The organism is Nocardia cerradoensis NBRC 101014 (assembly GCF_000308535.1).
Taxonomy (GTDB): domain Bacteria; phylum Actinomycetota; class Actinomycetes; order Mycobacteriales; family Mycobacteriaceae; genus Nocardia; species Nocardia cerradoensis.
In genome coordinates this window covers 23,690-38,072 of sequence record NZ_BAFW01000137.1, presented here as the reverse complement: position 1 = coordinate 38,072, position 14,383 = coordinate 23,690, and the positions used below count along the sequence as shown (strand labels likewise).

General features: G+C 64.4%; 14 protein-coding genes. 9 read left to right on the top strand and 5 right to left on the bottom strand.

Annotated elements, in window-relative coordinates; all coding sequences use genetic code 11:
- Positions 1–1,429 precede the first annotated feature (1,429 nt).
- From ON23_RS14415 to ON23_RS14405, 3 genes are all read left to right on the top strand, one after another.
- The gene (locus tag ON23_RS14415; RefSeq protein ID WP_039778741.1) at positions 1,430–2,479 is read left to right on the top strand and encodes a ParA family protein; all 1,050 of its coding nucleotides are present in this window, start codon (positions 1,430–1,432) and stop codon (positions 2,477–2,479) included.
- Between the two features lie 3 nt (positions 2,480–2,482).
- Entirely contained in the window at positions 2,483–3,085 is a 603-nt protein-coding gene (locus ON23_RS37910) for a hypothetical protein (protein WP_143860638.1), read from the top strand.
- A gap of 818 nt (positions 3,086–3,903) precedes the next feature.
- On the top strand, positions 3,904–4,548 hold the full coding sequence (locus tag ON23_RS14405) for a dihydrofolate reductase family protein (protein WP_039778739.1): 645 nt from the start codon (positions 3,904–3,906) through the stop codon (positions 4,546–4,548).
- A 162-nt stretch (positions 4,549–4,710) separates the two neighbouring features.
- Here ON23_RS14405 and ON23_RS14400 read toward each other — a convergent pair whose 3' ends face one another.
- Complete coding sequence (locus ON23_RS14400) at positions 4,711–4,908, bottom strand: hypothetical protein (protein ID WP_039778738.1); 198 nt, start codon at positions 4,906–4,908, stop codon at positions 4,711–4,713.
- Positions 4,909–5,127: 219 nt separating this feature from the next.
- On the opposite strand from ON23_RS14400, the gene ON23_RS14395 reads away from it, so the two are divergent.
- The 3 genes from ON23_RS14395 to ON23_RS14385 all read left to right on the top strand — a co-directional run bounded on the left by ON23_RS14395 (position 5,128) and on the right by ON23_RS14385 (position 7,701).
- On the top strand, positions 5,128–5,463 hold the full coding sequence (locus ON23_RS14395) for a hypothetical protein (protein ID WP_039778737.1): 336 nt from the start codon (positions 5,128–5,130) through the stop codon (positions 5,461–5,463).
- Between the two features lie 95 nt (positions 5,464–5,558).
- Positions 5,559–6,749 carry an NAD(P)/FAD-dependent oxidoreductase gene (locus ON23_RS14390; RefSeq protein WP_039778736.1) on the top strand — a complete coding sequence of 397 codons (1,191 nt, stop codon included), beginning with the start codon at positions 5,559–5,561 and terminating at the stop codon, positions 6,747–6,749.
- 10 nt (positions 6,750–6,759) lie between these two features.
- Positions 6,760–7,701 carry a sigma-70 family RNA polymerase sigma factor gene (locus tag ON23_RS14385; RefSeq protein ID WP_039778735.1) on the top strand — a complete coding sequence of 314 codons (942 nt, stop codon included), beginning with the start codon at positions 6,760–6,762 and terminating at the stop codon, positions 7,699–7,701.
- A gap of 6 nt (positions 7,702–7,707) precedes the next feature.
- Here ON23_RS14385 and ON23_RS14380 read toward each other — a convergent pair whose 3' ends face one another.
- From ON23_RS14380 to ON23_RS14370, 3 genes are all read right to left on the bottom strand, one after another.
- Positions 7,708–8,178: a nuclear transport factor 2 family protein gene (locus ON23_RS14380; protein WP_210743845.1), complete on the bottom strand. Its 471-nt coding sequence runs from the start codon at positions 8,176–8,178 to the stop codon at positions 7,708–7,710.
- A gap of 204 nt (positions 8,179–8,382) precedes the next feature.
- Positions 8,383–9,300: an SAM-dependent methyltransferase gene (locus ON23_RS14375; RefSeq protein ID WP_039778733.1), complete on the bottom strand. Its 918-nt coding sequence runs from the start codon at positions 9,298–9,300 to the stop codon at positions 8,383–8,385.
- Between the two features lie 114 nt (positions 9,301–9,414).
- Positions 9,415–10,308 carry an NADP-dependent oxidoreductase gene (locus ON23_RS14370; protein WP_039778731.1) on the bottom strand — a complete coding sequence of 298 codons (894 nt, stop codon included), beginning with the start codon at positions 10,306–10,308 and terminating at the stop codon, positions 9,415–9,417.
- A 70-nt stretch (positions 10,309–10,378) separates the two neighbouring features.
- Here ON23_RS14370 and ON23_RS14365 point away from each other — a divergent pair, with 70 nt between their 5' ends.
- Positions 10,379–10,972 (top strand): TetR/AcrR family transcriptional regulator, encoded by a 594-nt coding sequence (locus ON23_RS14365; RefSeq protein WP_039778730.1) that lies wholly within the window; start codon positions 10,379–10,381, stop codon positions 10,970–10,972.
- 36 nt (positions 10,973–11,008) lie between these two features.
- Here the strand turns inward: ON23_RS14365 and ON23_RS14360 are convergent, their stop codons facing one another.
- Positions 11,009–12,160, bottom strand: coding sequence for an epoxide hydrolase family protein (locus ON23_RS14360; RefSeq protein WP_086006906.1), 1,152 nt, complete (start codon positions 12,158–12,160; stop codon positions 11,009–11,011).
- Positions 12,161–12,221: 61 nt separating this feature from the next.
- Between ON23_RS14360 and ON23_RS14355 the strand changes: the two genes are divergently transcribed.
- Together ON23_RS14355 and ON23_RS14350 are read left to right on the top strand one after the other, a co-directional pair.
- Positions 12,222–13,181 (top strand): helix-turn-helix transcriptional regulator, encoded by a 960-nt coding sequence (locus tag ON23_RS14355; protein WP_039778728.1) that lies wholly within the window; start codon positions 12,222–12,224, stop codon positions 13,179–13,181.
- A 712-nt stretch (positions 13,182–13,893) separates the two neighbouring features.
- Positions 13,894–14,319 (top strand): VOC family protein, encoded by a 426-nt coding sequence (locus tag ON23_RS14350; RefSeq protein WP_083903954.1) that lies wholly within the window; start codon positions 13,894–13,896, stop codon positions 14,317–14,319.
- The last annotated feature ends 64 nt before the right edge of the window (positions 14,320–14,383 follow it).

The window sequence follows — 14,383 nt, the reverse complement described above, 5'->3', positions numbered from 1 at the left end:
CCGTATTTCGCGGTCTTCGAAGCCGACTTCGCCGACGCCACCGCCCTGGCCGCGATGCGGGCGTCGGAGTACGGCCGGCGGGCGGCCGCCGACGTCGTCAACTACGCCACCGGCGGTGTCGTTGTCATCGACTATCCGGTGCGGGACGGCACGATCTGAGGCAGGACGGCCCGCACCGGGACGCGCTCGGCCGACCATTGCGCCAGGTCCTGGCTATCGGCCGGAAAAGTCGTTCCCGTTGCCGGTTCATTGAGCGTCAAAGGTCGGCTGGTTGTCGCGGTGGTCGATGCGCGTACGGCGCGACGGACGCGGCGGAGCCACCGATCTCGGGCCGACCCGGCATCGCCTTTCGAAGAACGGTCCAAGCGTTCTAGCCCGGTGAGGAATTCTGACTGCCATTGGTTTGAGCTCGCACTTGAGTTTGACTAGGGTCAGATGCGTGAAGCGGCAGGTTGGGCGGGACCGTCTGCGTTTCCGAGGCGGAGAAGCCTCACTGTCGAAGAACAAGTGACCTGATGTAACCCGCCACGTGCACAGACTCAGCTGTGTCTTGACCGACGGCGTGGCCGGTTCGTCCAGCGCGCTATGCGGGCTGATGAGGGCGTTCTTGGCGGCGAATTGTCATGTCACCGGCTGGGCTGGGTCAACGGTCCGATGATCGGCTCATCCGCCATGCATTTGATCTTGGCGCATCTAGTGTCCACCTCGCGTTGATCGTGCACTCCGCGGGTTGTTGCGGTCGCTCGCTGAGCGGAGTGGGGTGGGATCATACAAACTGATGGTCCTGTATCCCGCGCCCCCGACCACTTCCGCGGCTACTACGTGTGACCAACCATCTCCCGCTGGTCAAGCTCATGCCTGGTCTTCTTCAGCTTCAGGTGGCAGCGACGCAAGGGATGTGCCGTACTGCGTGGTTTACGAGGCCGAGTTCGCTGACGCTGCGGCAACTACGCCACCGGGGGCGGTCGTCATCCACTATCTAGCGCAGAACGGCACCTGCTAAGCCTCGCCTTAAGGCATCGTCGTGTCCGCGGTGAGCCATATTCGCCACATTCTCGCGGGAATCGGTCTCCGCGCCCACCTGCGACATGAGAGCACACTCGAGCTCGCTGGAGCCAGCCGCGCAGAGCGCTGGGGGCGGGTCCGCCGGCGTTGGGACCTTGTGTGTGGCCCAACGATTATTCGATTCCGGAACGCCGGTCGAGGGGCGAACAGGCCGTTTTGATGTGCAGATCTTCCATGGCGTGGTGGTCGAGTTCCGCCTCAATGCGCGGGCCAGGTTGAATTCAACCAAGAAGCATAGCCCATCGAGCAACGTGCGCCGTAAATACGCAATTCCGGTCGATATTCGACGTTGTGGTGTATCCTATCTGATGTTCTTCAAAGATGAGATAAACCATGCGGTAGAAGCGACTTGCCGGGAGGGCGCGTGGCCAAGACGATCTCCTTGTTTAACAACAAGGGCGGCGTAAGTAAGACGACAACATGTTTTAATTTGGGCTGGATGCTTGCGTCGCGTGGCAAAAAGGTCATCCTGGTCGACGCGGACCCGCAATGCAACCTTACCGGCATGGTGCTAGATCTCAGCGGTGAAGATGCGTTGGATGATTTCTATCGAACCAATCCTGGACGAAATATCAAGGATGCGTTGGAGCCCGCGTTCAAATCGCGACCGGTCCCGCTAACGCCTGTCGATTGTATGGAAGTTTCGGGTTGCCCTGGACTGTACTTGGTTCCGGGTCACGTTGCATTAGCCGAAGATGAGACGTCTCTTGGAATTTCCCAGCAGCTCTCCGAGTCGCTTCAGGGTTTAAGAAATTTGCCGGGCAGCTTCCATCACCTATTCGCAATTACGGCTGATCGGTATAACGCAGATTATGTTCTAATTGATCTCAGTCCAGGCCTTGGGGCGGTAAATCAGAATCTAGTTGCAACGTCGGACTTCTTTCTCGTACCGTGTAGCCCCGACGTATTCTCTGTTATGGCAATTGATTCGCTTGCACGCGTGATACCCCGGTGGATCAGTTGGGCGCATCGTGCATCGGCTCTTGAAGTTCTAGCGGACGCGGACTATCCGTTTCCAGCTCCTGACCTCAAGTTCCTTGGCGTGCTCGTTCAGCGGTTCCGCTTGAAGAGTGGCAAGCCGACGATAGCGTTTCAAAAGTACTTCGATAAATTGAATGAAGCCATATCCTCAACCTTCGTTCCAGCGCTTGCGCGCTCGGGTTCGATTTTTCAGGATGAGAAGTACGCCGAGGCAGGGCTCGACAGTCATTATGTACTGGCAGAAATTCCTGATTTCAACACTTTGATCGCGCACTCGCAGCAAGAGCGGAAGCCCGTCTTCGCTCTAACTCAGGAAGATATTGGAAGAGCTGGCAAGTTGTGGGGCAATCAGCAAGCAAACATTGAGAACTACAAGAATACTTTCACGCAGCTCGCTGACAGAATTGAACTCTTGACGATGTCTGAAGAGTGACAGATGCCAACCCTGCGATTCGATCAGTTCGTATCCAATTCGCAACGCGCTAAGGAACTGATAGGTTTAGGAGAAGCGCTCTCTGGGCTGACGGTAGGACGAGTAGATGCTGCGGACATGTATCGAGCGGCTATAGTCCAGGGCGTAGCGGCTTTAGATTCCTATGTCCACGATATAGTCCTTGACCTCGCTGTGAGAATACTGCTAGGGACGCGCCCGGCTGGTAGTGCCACCCGTGTAGGTCTGCATTTCGGTGCTATCTCGGAACTGATCTCAGCTGGCAACGCCACTGAGCTCGAAATGCGGTCGCGGTTATTGATCAACGAACGTCTGAACACTGAGACATTCCAAAAGCCAGACGATATTGCGAAAGCGTTTGCAATGGTTGGTGTCAATAGGATATGGTCCGCTGCTTTTGGTAATGCGGCAGAATCTACCAAACGCGCACTTAGTGTCGTTGTGCGGCGCCGGAACATGATCGTGCACCGATGTGATGTCGATCCCGCTGATCTAAAGCTTCTGTTGCCGTTAAGCTCGGATGATGCGCGGAGTGGCATCGAATCCATAGAGAATGTCGTGAATGGATTCGAAGCCGTACTGTGCTGATACTGAACGAGTGTAGTCGATACTCCCATTCGGCTGTTCTTTTTCTACACAACCGAACCGGGTTCCGCTTCAAACGTATGGGCCGCGAGCGTCTGTCAGAGGTAAGGCTGCGTGTGTACCGCTGGTAGAGGGTCTGCATGGGCTCCATGCGGTTTCGGCTGGGACTCGGTTTCCCCGGCACCGGGCTGGCCGACCGCGCTTCGCCGGCAGTCGGACGTCGTTCGGCGCGTGCCATCGGCGCATTGTACGGCGGGGTCGGAAACTTCATTAGGCTGTTGCCACCGCGGGCCCGACGAAGTGCCTCGTCGGACGGCCAAGGCGGTGCGGACCATGGACTCGTCGCCGTCGATCTCGATCAGTCCGACACTGCGGGCATCGTCGACATTGAGGGCGCCAGCGGCGATGCCATGGATCTAGGTGGGTCGGCGGACGGTGGTATCGAGTTTCGAATCCCACGGGCGAAGGGTGTGCTTGGCCATGCTGCCTTCACCGGTCGGTCGTCGCGCGCTCGCGGCCTCTGCTTCGAGGTTGCGGAGACGGTCTGCGAGCAGGGTTGGTCGCGCTGCCAGAAGCGTGACTGATTTCGCGCCACTCGGTCGGGCGCCAACCGGCAAGCGCAGGAAGCCATCAAATGCCAAGGCTTTTCGCTCGCCCTAGACAATTTGCGCGTCAGGTGGAAACCGTTCTTCGGAAGGAGAGGATGGCTCCTGGGCGGATTTGCTTACGGATTGCTGTCCGTTTCACAGACAACTGATTGCAAAACGAGAGCAGTATCGGTACCTTCGACTGGTTGCGCATTGCAATCGGAAAGGGTTTCGATGTCACAGTTGGTTCGGGTCCAGAACTTCAATCTCTCCAGCGACGGCTACGGGGCCGGGGAAGGGCAGAGTCTGGAACGGCCGTTCGGGCATGCCGATCCGAGCGCGCTGTTCGCGTGGTGTGGCCCCACGGCGCACTGGCCCACCCGTACCGAGCCCGGTGGAACTTACGGTCTCGATGACTACTTCACTCGTGACTATCGCAACAACATCGGCGCGGAGATCATGGGGCGCAACAAGTTCGGTCCGCAGCGCGGGCCGTGGGAGAACTACGACTGGCAGGGGTGGTGGGGTGATGAACCGCCGTTTCGTACGCCGGTATTCGTTCTCACCCACTATCCGCGGCCTTCTATCACACTGGGGGACACCACATTTCATTTCCTCGACGCATCGCCGAAGGAGGGTCTGAAGAAGGCTTTCGACGCTGCCGACGGCGCGGATGTGCGTATCGGCGGTGGCGTCTCCGTCATCCGCGATTTCCTCGAGGCGGATCTCATCGATCAGATGCACATCGCCGTCGCGCCGGTCGAACTCGGCGGCGGCGAAAGATTGTGGTCCAGCCCGGACGAGCTCACGGACCGCTTTCACCTGGAGCGGGTGCCGAGTCCCAGCGGCGTGACGCACCATCTGTTCTGGCGACGCTGACGGCAGAGCCCCCACGGTTCGGCGGTTCGGCCGTGTATGCCTGAACTTTCCGTGCAAACCTCCACAAAATTGCGAGAAAACCGCATAAAGCGACGAGGTTTGCACGATTAGTTCAGGCAGCAAGCAGTGCACCGGTCGAACAGCACCGCCGGGACAGAGCAGCTAGAAGTCCATGCCACCGAGCCCGCGGGGGGACTCGGGTTCGCCCTGTCCGCGGCCGCCGGTCGGGTCGCTCGTGGTCGAGTGGTGTTCGGCGGCGAGATCGGTGTTCGGTTCCCGGCGGGGATGATGGACCAGGGCCCAGGCCGAATGTGCCGCGGCCGATATTCGGTGTCCCAGTTGGGTCGCGATTCCTGACATCGGACTACTCCTCATCGGACGACTGTTCTTGCCCCGCGCATACCCGGTGCCGGCCGGAGCATTCCCACCTGCGCTTCCGCGAGGATCCGGCCCGGGTCGAAGGGCATCTCCAGCGCGGGACATCAGAGGACGTTCTGCCCTTGGTCCGGCCGAGCGAAGCGGCAACGCTGGACAGCGACAACCGGGATCCAGCCGAGGATCGCACCGCTTGGAGAGGGCATGAATATGAAACCGTTGTCGGAATCACTGATGGATCTCGCGGTCCGGGTGAAGCAGTTCGAAGACTCCTCCGCCGGGGCGCGGGACAAGAGCCGTGCCGCATTGCAGGCTCAGCGGGAAAAGCTGACCACGACTCTCGAACACGAGGGGCACGAGTTCGAGAAGACGGCGGGGGAACTTCGGGATGCCGCGCAGAGCTGGTGGTCGGACACCCAGGAAGCGATCGAACGTCAGATCTCTGTGATGCGCGCGGACTTCGAGAAATGGCAGGCGAGCATCCGGGCGCAGCGCGGGGGACGACCTGCCGAGCTCACGGAACCGGCGAACAAGGGCTGATCGAACCTCGACGGTGACCCACATCACCTTCGTTCCTGTCAGGAATTCGCGCCCTGTCTCGTTCAGGGAACACGCGAACCAGACAGGAGCGAACCATGAAGCACCGCATCGTCGTTCTCGGGGCCGGATATGCCGGAGCCTTCTCCGCCGGATACCTGGCCCGCCAACTGCACCCGGATGATTTCGAGGTCACGGTCGTCAATGCCGAACCCGATTTCGTCGAGCGGTTGCGGCTGCATCAGCTCGCTGCCGGGCAGGAGCTGCGCCACCGACCGCTGGACGAGGTCTTCGCGGGTACGGGCGTCCGGTTGCGAGTGGCGCGAGTAACCGCGGTCGACGTCGAGGACCGGACGGTCACGGTCGCCGACGGCGACGCCATCGACCGACTCGGATACGACACGCTCGTGTACGCGCTCGGCAGCACCGCCGCCGATCAGGGTGTTCCCGGCGTCCACGAACATGCCTTCCACGTGGCCGCGCGGCCGTCCGCGCTGCGCCTGCGGACCCGCCTCGACGAGTTGGGCGGAGACGGGAAGGTGCTGGTCGTCGGCGGAAACCTGACGGCGATCGAGGCCGCCACCGAATTCGCCGAATCCCGCCCGGGGCTTCGCGTCGGTCTCGTCACCAGCGGCGAGCTCGGCGGCTGGCTGGGCGCGAAGGCTCGCCGGCACCTGCTGCGCGCGTTCGAGCGATTCGATATCTCGGTACACGAACACACCACGATCGGGCGCGTCGAGAAGGACGCCGCGGTCGCCATCGACGGCACCGTTTTCACCTCGGACGCGACCGTGTGGGCCGCGGGTTTCGCCGTGCACCCGATCGCCGCCGCGAGCGGCCTCGAGGTGATCGCCAACGGTCAGATCACGGTCGACCGTCAGATGCGGTCGGTGTCGCATCCGGATGTCTACGTCGCCGGTGACAGTGTCTTCGTCATCGGCGAGAACGGCCAGCCGTTGCCGATGTCCTGTGCGTCGGCCGGATTCACCGCTATGCAGGCGACCGCGGCGATCATCGGAGACCGCACCGGGCGCAAGATCGCGACGACCTCGCTGTCGTACGTCGGCAACCACATCAGCCTCGGCCGCAAGGACGGGATCTTCCAGCTGGTCGGCGGCGACGCGCACGCGAAGTCGTGGGCCCTGTGCGGACGGACGGCCGCACGCGTCAAGTCGACGATCCTCGACACCGCCGCCTGGTCCCTGAGCCACCCGACCTTCGGAAAGCCGAGTCACAAGTACCGCGCGGCCGCCGCCCTCGAGCATTCACCGCGCGTGGTCGCCGCATAGGGTCGTGCTCATGGACACCGCCACCGTGGCGCGTTTCGAGGCCAGCCGGAATCGGCTGGCCTCGCTCGCCTACCGTCTGCTCGGCTCGGCCGCCGACGCCGAGGACACGGTGCAGGACGCGTTCCTGCGGTGGCAGGCGGCCGACCGGGAGTTCGTCGAGGTACCCGAGGCGTGGCTGACCAAGGTCGTCACCAATCTGGCGCTCGACCGCCTCCGGTCGGCGGCGGCGCGGCGCGAACGCGCGGTCGGCGCCTGGATGCCCGAACCGCTGCTCGACGGCGACCCGATGCTGGGTCCGGCCGAGACCGTCGAGCAGCGCGAATCGGTGACCTTGGCGGTGCTCATGCTCATGGAGCGCCTGTCGCCGATCGAACGCGCCGTTTATGTACTGCGCGAAGCGTTTTCGTACAGCCATGCCGAGACGGCCGACATCCTCGACATCACCGAATCGGCGAGTCAGCAATATCTGCACCGGGCACGGCGCCGAATCGCCGCCGCCGGCACGACCAGCGAGACCGACCGGGCATCCGCGCGCCGCATCGTCGAGGCGTTCGTCGCCGCCGCCTCCTCGGGCCGGACCGAACGGCTGGTGGCGTTGCTGACCGCCGACGCGACCGGCGTCTCCGACGGCGCCGGCCTGGGATGGGCCGCGAAACTCATCCGGTACGCGACGCCGGAGCGGATCGCCGGCGCGGTGCGGGCCGGCTTCAAACCGTCTCCGGCCAAGCGCAAACTCGCCGGTGGCTCGCCCGCCATCCATGCCGCGGTGGTCAATGGCTGCCCGGCCATGCTCGCCACGCTCGACGATCGCGTCGTGGGTGTGCTGATCCTGGAGGTGCGCGAGGACAAGATCGCGGGTGTGCGCGGCATCGCCGCCCGGCACCGGCTCGGCCGCCTCACCGAGGAGTGGCGGCGGCAGGACCACGATGCCCCGCTGATCGAATCGTGGTAACCGTACCTATCCCTGCTCGTCCAGAACGGCCAGAACGGCCGAGGTGTCGTGATAGTAGGGCCGGAACTCGGTGATCAGCCCGTCTCGGAAGCTGATCCATTGCAGCAGTGAGGTTTTCAGTTCGCGACCGGTGCGGCGCGCCCGCAACCGGCCACGGCTGTGGACGACCACCCGGTCGCCGTCGCTGAGGAACTGCTGTTCGTCGAACCACAAACCGTCCCAGCTGTCGCCCATCGCGGCGATGAACTTCCGGAAGCCGTCGTGTCCGTGCCATTCACCGCCGTAGGGCAGACTCGCCGCTTGGTACATGACCACATCGGATGCCAGGTGCCGAGCCATCTCCCCGAACTCGGCGCCCTCGGTGAGATAGGCCGCTTCGGCCGCGTAGAAGGCTTGCAAGGTGGCCATCACATCCGCTGACATGCTCACGATCTTGGCGGTCGATATGACGGTCTGCTGGCGAGAATTCGTCGTCACGCTCGGGTCGTCAATCGTCGTGGTGACCGCCCACACCGATGATGACGGTCTCGGTCTCGGTCACGTAGTAGATCAACCGATGTTCTCGGTGACCGTGTCGTGGTCGTCGTTGACCTGTTGCACCAGCGAAAACAGATGTTGGCGCAGGGTGAGTCGCCGCGACGAACGCCACCGAGAGCGTCTTCGGCGCCGGCCCGGCCGGTGCTAGTTGCTGATCTGGTCGAGCGTGCCGCTGACGTAGAGGGTGTCGCCCATGTGCATGTCGTCGTCGCGCAGAGGGTGAAGGTTGTTGGCTGCCAATTGGTCTCGGATGGTGGCTCCGGTGAGTGTCCAGCCGTGGTCGGTGAGGTAGGGGGCTGCCTCGTTGCGTTCTCCGAAATAGCGCAGCGTCGTCATGTCGGTGTCGAAATCGTGGGCGCGCCAGCGGTCCGAGATGCGGTGCAGGCCTTGTTTCGTCGTGTCGTCGTCGCCCGGGCGCGGGTTTGGTCTGCTTTCCGTGGCGATCCGGCTTCCGGGTGCGCTGAGGCCGGTGATGCTGTCGAGCAGCTGATCCTGTGCTTCGGGTGGCAGATAGCCCAGCAGCCCTTCGGCGCTCCACGCGGTCGGCCGCGCCGGGTCGAATCCGGCGGTGCACAGGGCGGCGGGCCAATCGTCGCGCAGATCGACCCCGACCGCGCGACGGTCGGCGGTGGGCGCGGCGCCCAGCTCGGCCAGGGTGCGGGTCTTGAATTCGACGACCTGCGGCTGGTCGACCTCGTAGACGACGGTCCCGCTCGGCCACGGCAGGCGATACGCACGAGAGTCCAACCCCGAAGCCAGAATCACGGCCTGCGTGATGCCCGCCCTCGTCGCCTCGAGGAAGAACTCGTCGTAGAACTTGGTGCGTATCTTGGCGATATCGATCCAGACCTGTTCGACCAAGTCGCCGGGAGGTGTCTCGCCGGTCGCGAGCCGGGTCAGGAGATCGATCCCGACCGCCCGGACGAGTGGTTCGGCGAACGGGTCGTCGATGAGTTCCGGATCCGTGCGGGTCGCGATTGCCCGCGCTGCGGCGGCCATGGTGGCGGTCGAGCCGACGCTGGTCGCCGGATCCCAGGTGTCGCCGTCGTGCCTGGAAGTCATGGGTTCCCTTGCCTCCAACCGTATCGCGAGGGCTATCGCGTTGTCGGGGAACGGTTCCCGCAGATGGGACACGATACGCCCGCCACCACCCGAGCTGCTGCGACTCTCGAATGGTCACACGACGATGACTCGTCGCCCGCGGGTATGTCCGGCCTGGCTGTCGACGTGTGCCGCGGCGGCTTCGGCGAGGGTGTACGTCTTCTCGACCGGAATATGCAGCTTCCCTCGCGCGATGAGGTCGGCGGCCGCACCGAGTGCGTCCGGCATGCTTCCCGCTACGCCGGAGAATCGGACGCCGAACTCCGGTGCGCCGAGGTCGGCGATGGTGATCACCCGCTGCGGATCTTCGGTCAGCTCGACGAGTTCGGCGATGACTCCCGAACCGGCCAGGTCGAGGGCCGCGTCGACGCGGCCGAGTCGGCGCACTCGCTCGACCCAGCCCTCGCCGTAGGTGGTGGCGAGGGCGCCGAGGCTGCGCAGGTAGTCCTGGTTCGCGGCCCCGGCCGTGCCGATCACCGTGATGCCGCGCTCGCGCGCGATCTGGAGCACCGCCGATCCGACTCCGCCGGACGCGCCGCTGACCAGCAGTGTATGCCCGGGCCGCGCGCCCACCTGGTCGATGATGCGCAATGCCGTCTCCACCACGGACGGATAGCCGGCCGCTTCCTCGAACGCGAGCCCGTCGGGCATGGGCGCCCATCCCGACAGCACCGCGAACTCGGCGTAGGTGCTCGAACCCTCGCCGAATACGGCGTCACCGATCGCGAAACCTGTTACACCCTCGCCGATTTCGTCCACGACGCCGGCCGCGTCCTGTCCGACTCCGGCGGGCAACTCGAGTGGATGGGCCTGCTGGAACTGTCCTTCGCGAATCCGCCAGTCGACGGGGTTCACACCCGCGGCACGCACGGCGATGCGGATCTGGCCGGGGCCCGCGTGCGGCTCCTCGGCGCCTACGAGGTCCAGGACTTCCGGGCCGCCGAACTCGGCGAAGCTCACCTTCTTCATGCGGCCGACAATAACACTAACGGTTAGCTTTTTGTAGTTGTTAGCTTTTCATAGTTGATAGCATCCAGAGGTGACTGCGCCGACCGGACGTCGTGAGCGGAAGAAGGCCGCGACCCGCGAGAAGATCGCCGATACCGCACTGCGGCTCTTCCTCGAGCGCGGGTACGACGCGGTCGGCATCCGCGATGTGGCCGCCGAAGCCGACGTGGCGGTGACCACGCTGTTCTCCCACTTCGCCTCGAAGGAAGCGCTGGTTTTCGAGCGGGACGACGACTTCGAACAGCGCCTCACCCGGGCGGTGACCGACCGGGCGGCGGGGGAGCCGCTCATGCCGGTGCTGCGGCGCGAAATTCTCGCGCTGGTCCGCCATTGCACGGCGGAAGGGGCCGATCCGATCTGGCGCATGATCGACAACTCACCCGCTCTGCGGCAGTACGAAGAGTCGATGCGGCTGCGGCACGCAGAGTCGCTGGCGACGGCCATCGCGGCGGACCCCGAACTGTCTCGCACTCCGACGGCCTGCCGGACGATCGCCAGATTCGTGATCGACGCCTACTCCCTGGCCCGCGAGTCGGCCGATCCGGATGCCGCGGTGGACGAGATCTTCGCGATGATCGAGGGGGCTTGGGCGGTCGCGCCGGGGACCGATTCCGCTGCGGGATAAGCGATTTACCTCCGCACCGGAATCGACCCCGGTCGGTCAGCCGACGACCGAGCGGAAGAATTCGCGAATATCGGCGACGAGTTCCACCGGCGCCTGGAGGGAAGCGAAGTGGCCGCCCACGGCGTACTCGTTCCAGCGCACGATCGTGTTGGCCGACTCCGCCAAGCCGCGAACGGCTCGATCGCCGCGGAAGTTCGCGACCGCGGTGGGCACGCCCGACGGCGCGGGTCTGCTGCCCCACGACGCTCCGGACTCCCGGTAGATCCGGGCCGCGGAACCGGCGGTGCCGGTGAGCCAATAGGTCGTGACGTCGGTCAGGATGATGTCGCGATCGACCGGCGCCTGGTCGGTGGCCGTCGGATCCCAGTCGACGAACCATTCGAGATTCCAGGCGAGCTGCCCGACCGGTGAGTCGTTGAGGGCGTAGGCGATGGTCTGCGGCCGCAACGCCATCTGGGTCGCGTAACCGTTGTGGCCGTACCACCACATCTGGTTCGCGACGGCCTTCGCGCGGTCGGCTTCCGACAGGTCGTCGAGTTCCCGCCCGGATCCGGTCGCGGTGGCGGCGTCGGCCAGCGCGTTGACGTGCACACCGATCACCTTGTCCGGTGCGACCCGGCCCAGGGCGGGGGAGATGAGACTGCCGTAGTCGCCCCCTTGGGCGCCGTAGCGTTCGTAGCCGAGCCGTTCCATCAGCGTCGCCCATGTGCGCGCGATTCTCGGTACGTCCCAACCGGTTTCGTGGGTCGGACCGGAGAAGCCGAAGCCCGGTACCGACGGCGCCACCACGTGGAACGCGTCGGCCGGATCCCCGCCGTACGCGCGCGGATCGGTCAGCGGTCCGAGGATGTCGAGGAAGTCGGCGGGCGTGCTGGGCCAGCCGTGGGTGATGATCAGCGGGGTCGCGTCCGGTTCGGGAGAGCGGACATGCATGAAATGCACTGTCTGACCGTCGATTTCGGTGAGAAACTGCGGGACCTTGTTCAATCTCGACTCGTGTTCGCGCCAGTCGTAGCCGGTGCGCCAGTACTCGGCCAGATCGATCAGGTAGTCGCGATCGACCCCGTAGGACCAGCCGACACCCGGCAGGGCATCGGTCCATCGGGTACGTGCGAGCCGAAAGTTCAGTTCGTCCAGGTCTTCCTGCGGGATGTCGATGCGGAACGGGGTGATCGTCGTATCGGTCATGAGATGAGCATCCACCGCGTATAGGACGGAAACGGTCCTACTCGTGCGGGATGATCGATCCATGCCCGAAACCACGCCGGCGCGGCTGTTGCGATTGCTGTCGCTGTTGCAGACCCATCGCGACTGGACCGGAACGGAGCTGGCTGAACGACTCGACGTCACCACTCGCACCGTCCGGCGCGACGTGGAACGCCTGCGCGAGTTGGGATATCCCGTGCACGGCGTGATGGGGCCGGAGGGTGGCTACCGTCTCGGCGCGGGGGCGTCACTTCCGCCGCTGCTGCTGGACGACGACGAAGCGGTGGCCGTCACGATCGGACTGCAGACCAACACCACCGGCAATGTCGCCGGCATCGAGGAGACGTCGCTGCGCGCGCTGACCAAGATGGAGCAGGTCCTTCCGGCCCGGCTGCGCCACCGCGTCGACGCGCTGCGCGGCGCCGTGGTCGCCATGCCGCCCCGCTACGATCCGGGCCCCGCTGTCGACGCCGGCCAGCTCACCGCCATCTCCGCCGCCATTCGCGCCGCCGAAACGCTGCGCTTCGACTATCGCAGCCATGCGGGCGAGGGCACCCGGCGCACCGTGGAGCCGCATCGCATCGCGCATTGGAGTCATCGGTGGTATCTCGTCGGCTGGGACAGCGACCGCGCCGACTGGCGCACCTTCCGCGTCGACCGCATGTCGCTGCGGACCCCCAACGGCCCCCGCTTCACGCACCGCCCGGCCCCGGACGGCGACGTCGTCGCCTACCTCCGTCGCACCATGGGCTTCGCGATGTGGCCGTACCGCTCGGTCATGCGCGTCCACGTTCCCGCGGGACAACTGGCCGGACGTATCGAGGGTCTGGTCACCCCGATCGACGAGCACACCTGCCGCCTCGAAATGGGTTCGGACTCCTACGCTCTGGTGGCCCTGGCGGTCGGCATGCTCGATGTGGAATTCGAGGTCGAATCGCCGCCGGAACTGGTGGAACATCTGCGGGCCCTGGCGGGCCGATTCACCCGGGCGGCCGGTGGATAGCGGTCGCGGCACGCGACCGCCCGTGCCGTTCGGCCGCAAAGGCCGGGCCGGACAGGAGTTCCCTGCCCGGCCCGGCACGATTATGGGCGCTCAGGACGACCCGGTGCCGGCGCCGAGCTGGCCGCCTGCGCCGAGGTTGATGCCGAGCAAGCTGAGAAAGAGGTTGAACGCGGTGGACAGGTCCATGGGACTTCTCCTGTCGTTGTCGATACATGATTTCTTTCCGTCACGATTTTCAGTTGTATGGCGTTTATCGACCCGGTTCTCCGACCCGTTAGCAACGTTTCGTGAAAATGGTTCGGATCACATACGGCGGCCTGCGGGACCTGCTGTGCGAGTAATTCGGTCATGCGTCCAGAATTTCGGACGCTGTTGCCGACGGTGGCGCTGCAATGATTTTTCGCCAGTGCATCGATGCAGGTAGAAACGCATGTAATAGAGGTTTGAAATGCGACTCACGCGCGCGCGGAACCGTATCGGGGAGCCGGCTCTAGTCTCTCTATGACCGGCCTCCTTTGCCCAGATCAATTCACAACCAAACCCCTTGAGCGCGAATGCGGCGGGGGCTTATTGATGCCATCCCCGCCGGCCGGCCGTCGTCCCCGCCATTGATCCCACCGATGAGTTTCGGCGCGGCAGCGCGTCATGATTCGCGGACTCGCGAAGACTGCGTGGGCCTGCGATCGGAGGAGAGACCGTGGCGATCAAGCGGATGGACAACGTGCTCATCGTGGTCGAGGACATCGACGCGGTGATCGCGTTCTTCGTCGAACTCGGTATGGAACTGGAGAACAAGGGGCCGGTCGAGGGCAGGTGGGTGGAACGGATCATCGGCGTCGACGATGTGCGGCAGGAGGTCGCGATGCTGCGCACTCCCGACGGCCACGGCCGGGTGGAACTCGCGATGTTCCATGAGCCGCAACCGGTCCGGTCCGAGCCGCGGCATGCTCCGGCCAACACACTGGGCATTCGCCGCATCATGTTCGCCGTCGACGATATCGACGACGTCGTCACCCGCCTGCGTGCGCACGGCGCCGAACTCGTCGGCACGGTGGAGCAGTACGAACAGATCTTCCGGCTCTGCTACGTCCGTGGTCCCGAGGGCATCATCGTCGGCTTGGCCGAGGAAATCGGCTGACCAGGGGAAACCGGCGTATCAGCGGTCGTGTCAGGCCGGCATCAGGGGCGTATCAGCCGTCCGC

Bases quoted from the DNA above. Each gene is read 5' to 3' on its own strand.
- ON23_RS37910 (WP_143860638.1), top strand. From the start codon at position 2,483: ATGCCAACCCTGCGATTCGATCAGTTCGTATCCAATTCGCAACGCGCT.
- ON23_RS14405 (WP_039778739.1), top strand. From the start codon at position 3,904: ATGTCACAGTTGGTTCGGGTCCAGAACTTCAATCTCTCCAGCGACGGC.
- ON23_RS14400 (WP_039778738.1), bottom strand. From the start codon at position 4,908: ATGTCAGGAATCGCGACCCAACTGGGACACCGAATATCGGCCGCGGCA.
- ON23_RS14395 (WP_039778737.1), top strand. From the start codon at position 5,128: ATGAATATGAAACCGTTGTCGGAATCACTGATGGATCTCGCGGTCCGG.
- ON23_RS14390 (WP_039778736.1), top strand. From the start codon at position 5,559: ATGAAGCACCGCATCGTCGTTCTCGGGGCCGGATATGCCGGAGCCTTC.
- ON23_RS14385 (WP_039778735.1), top strand. From the start codon at position 6,760: ATGGACACCGCCACCGTGGCGCGTTTCGAGGCCAGCCGGAATCGGCTG.
- ON23_RS14375 (WP_039778733.1), bottom strand. From the start codon at position 9,300: ATGACTTCCAGGCACGACGGCGACACCTGGGATCCGGCGACCAGCGTC.
- ON23_RS14370 (WP_039778731.1), bottom strand. From the start codon at position 10,308: ATGAAGAAGGTGAGCTTCGCCGAGTTCGGCGGCCCGGAAGTCCTGGAC.
- ON23_RS14360 (WP_086006906.1), bottom strand. From the start codon at position 12,160: ATGACCGATACGACGATCACCCCGTTCCGCATCGACATCCCGCAGGAA.
- ON23_RS14355 (WP_039778728.1), top strand. From the start codon at position 12,222: ATGCCCGAAACCACGCCGGCGCGGCTGTTGCGATTGCTGTCGCTGTTG.
- ON23_RS14350 (WP_083903954.1), top strand. From the start codon at position 13,894: ATGGACAACGTGCTCATCGTGGTCGAGGACATCGACGCGGTGATCGCG.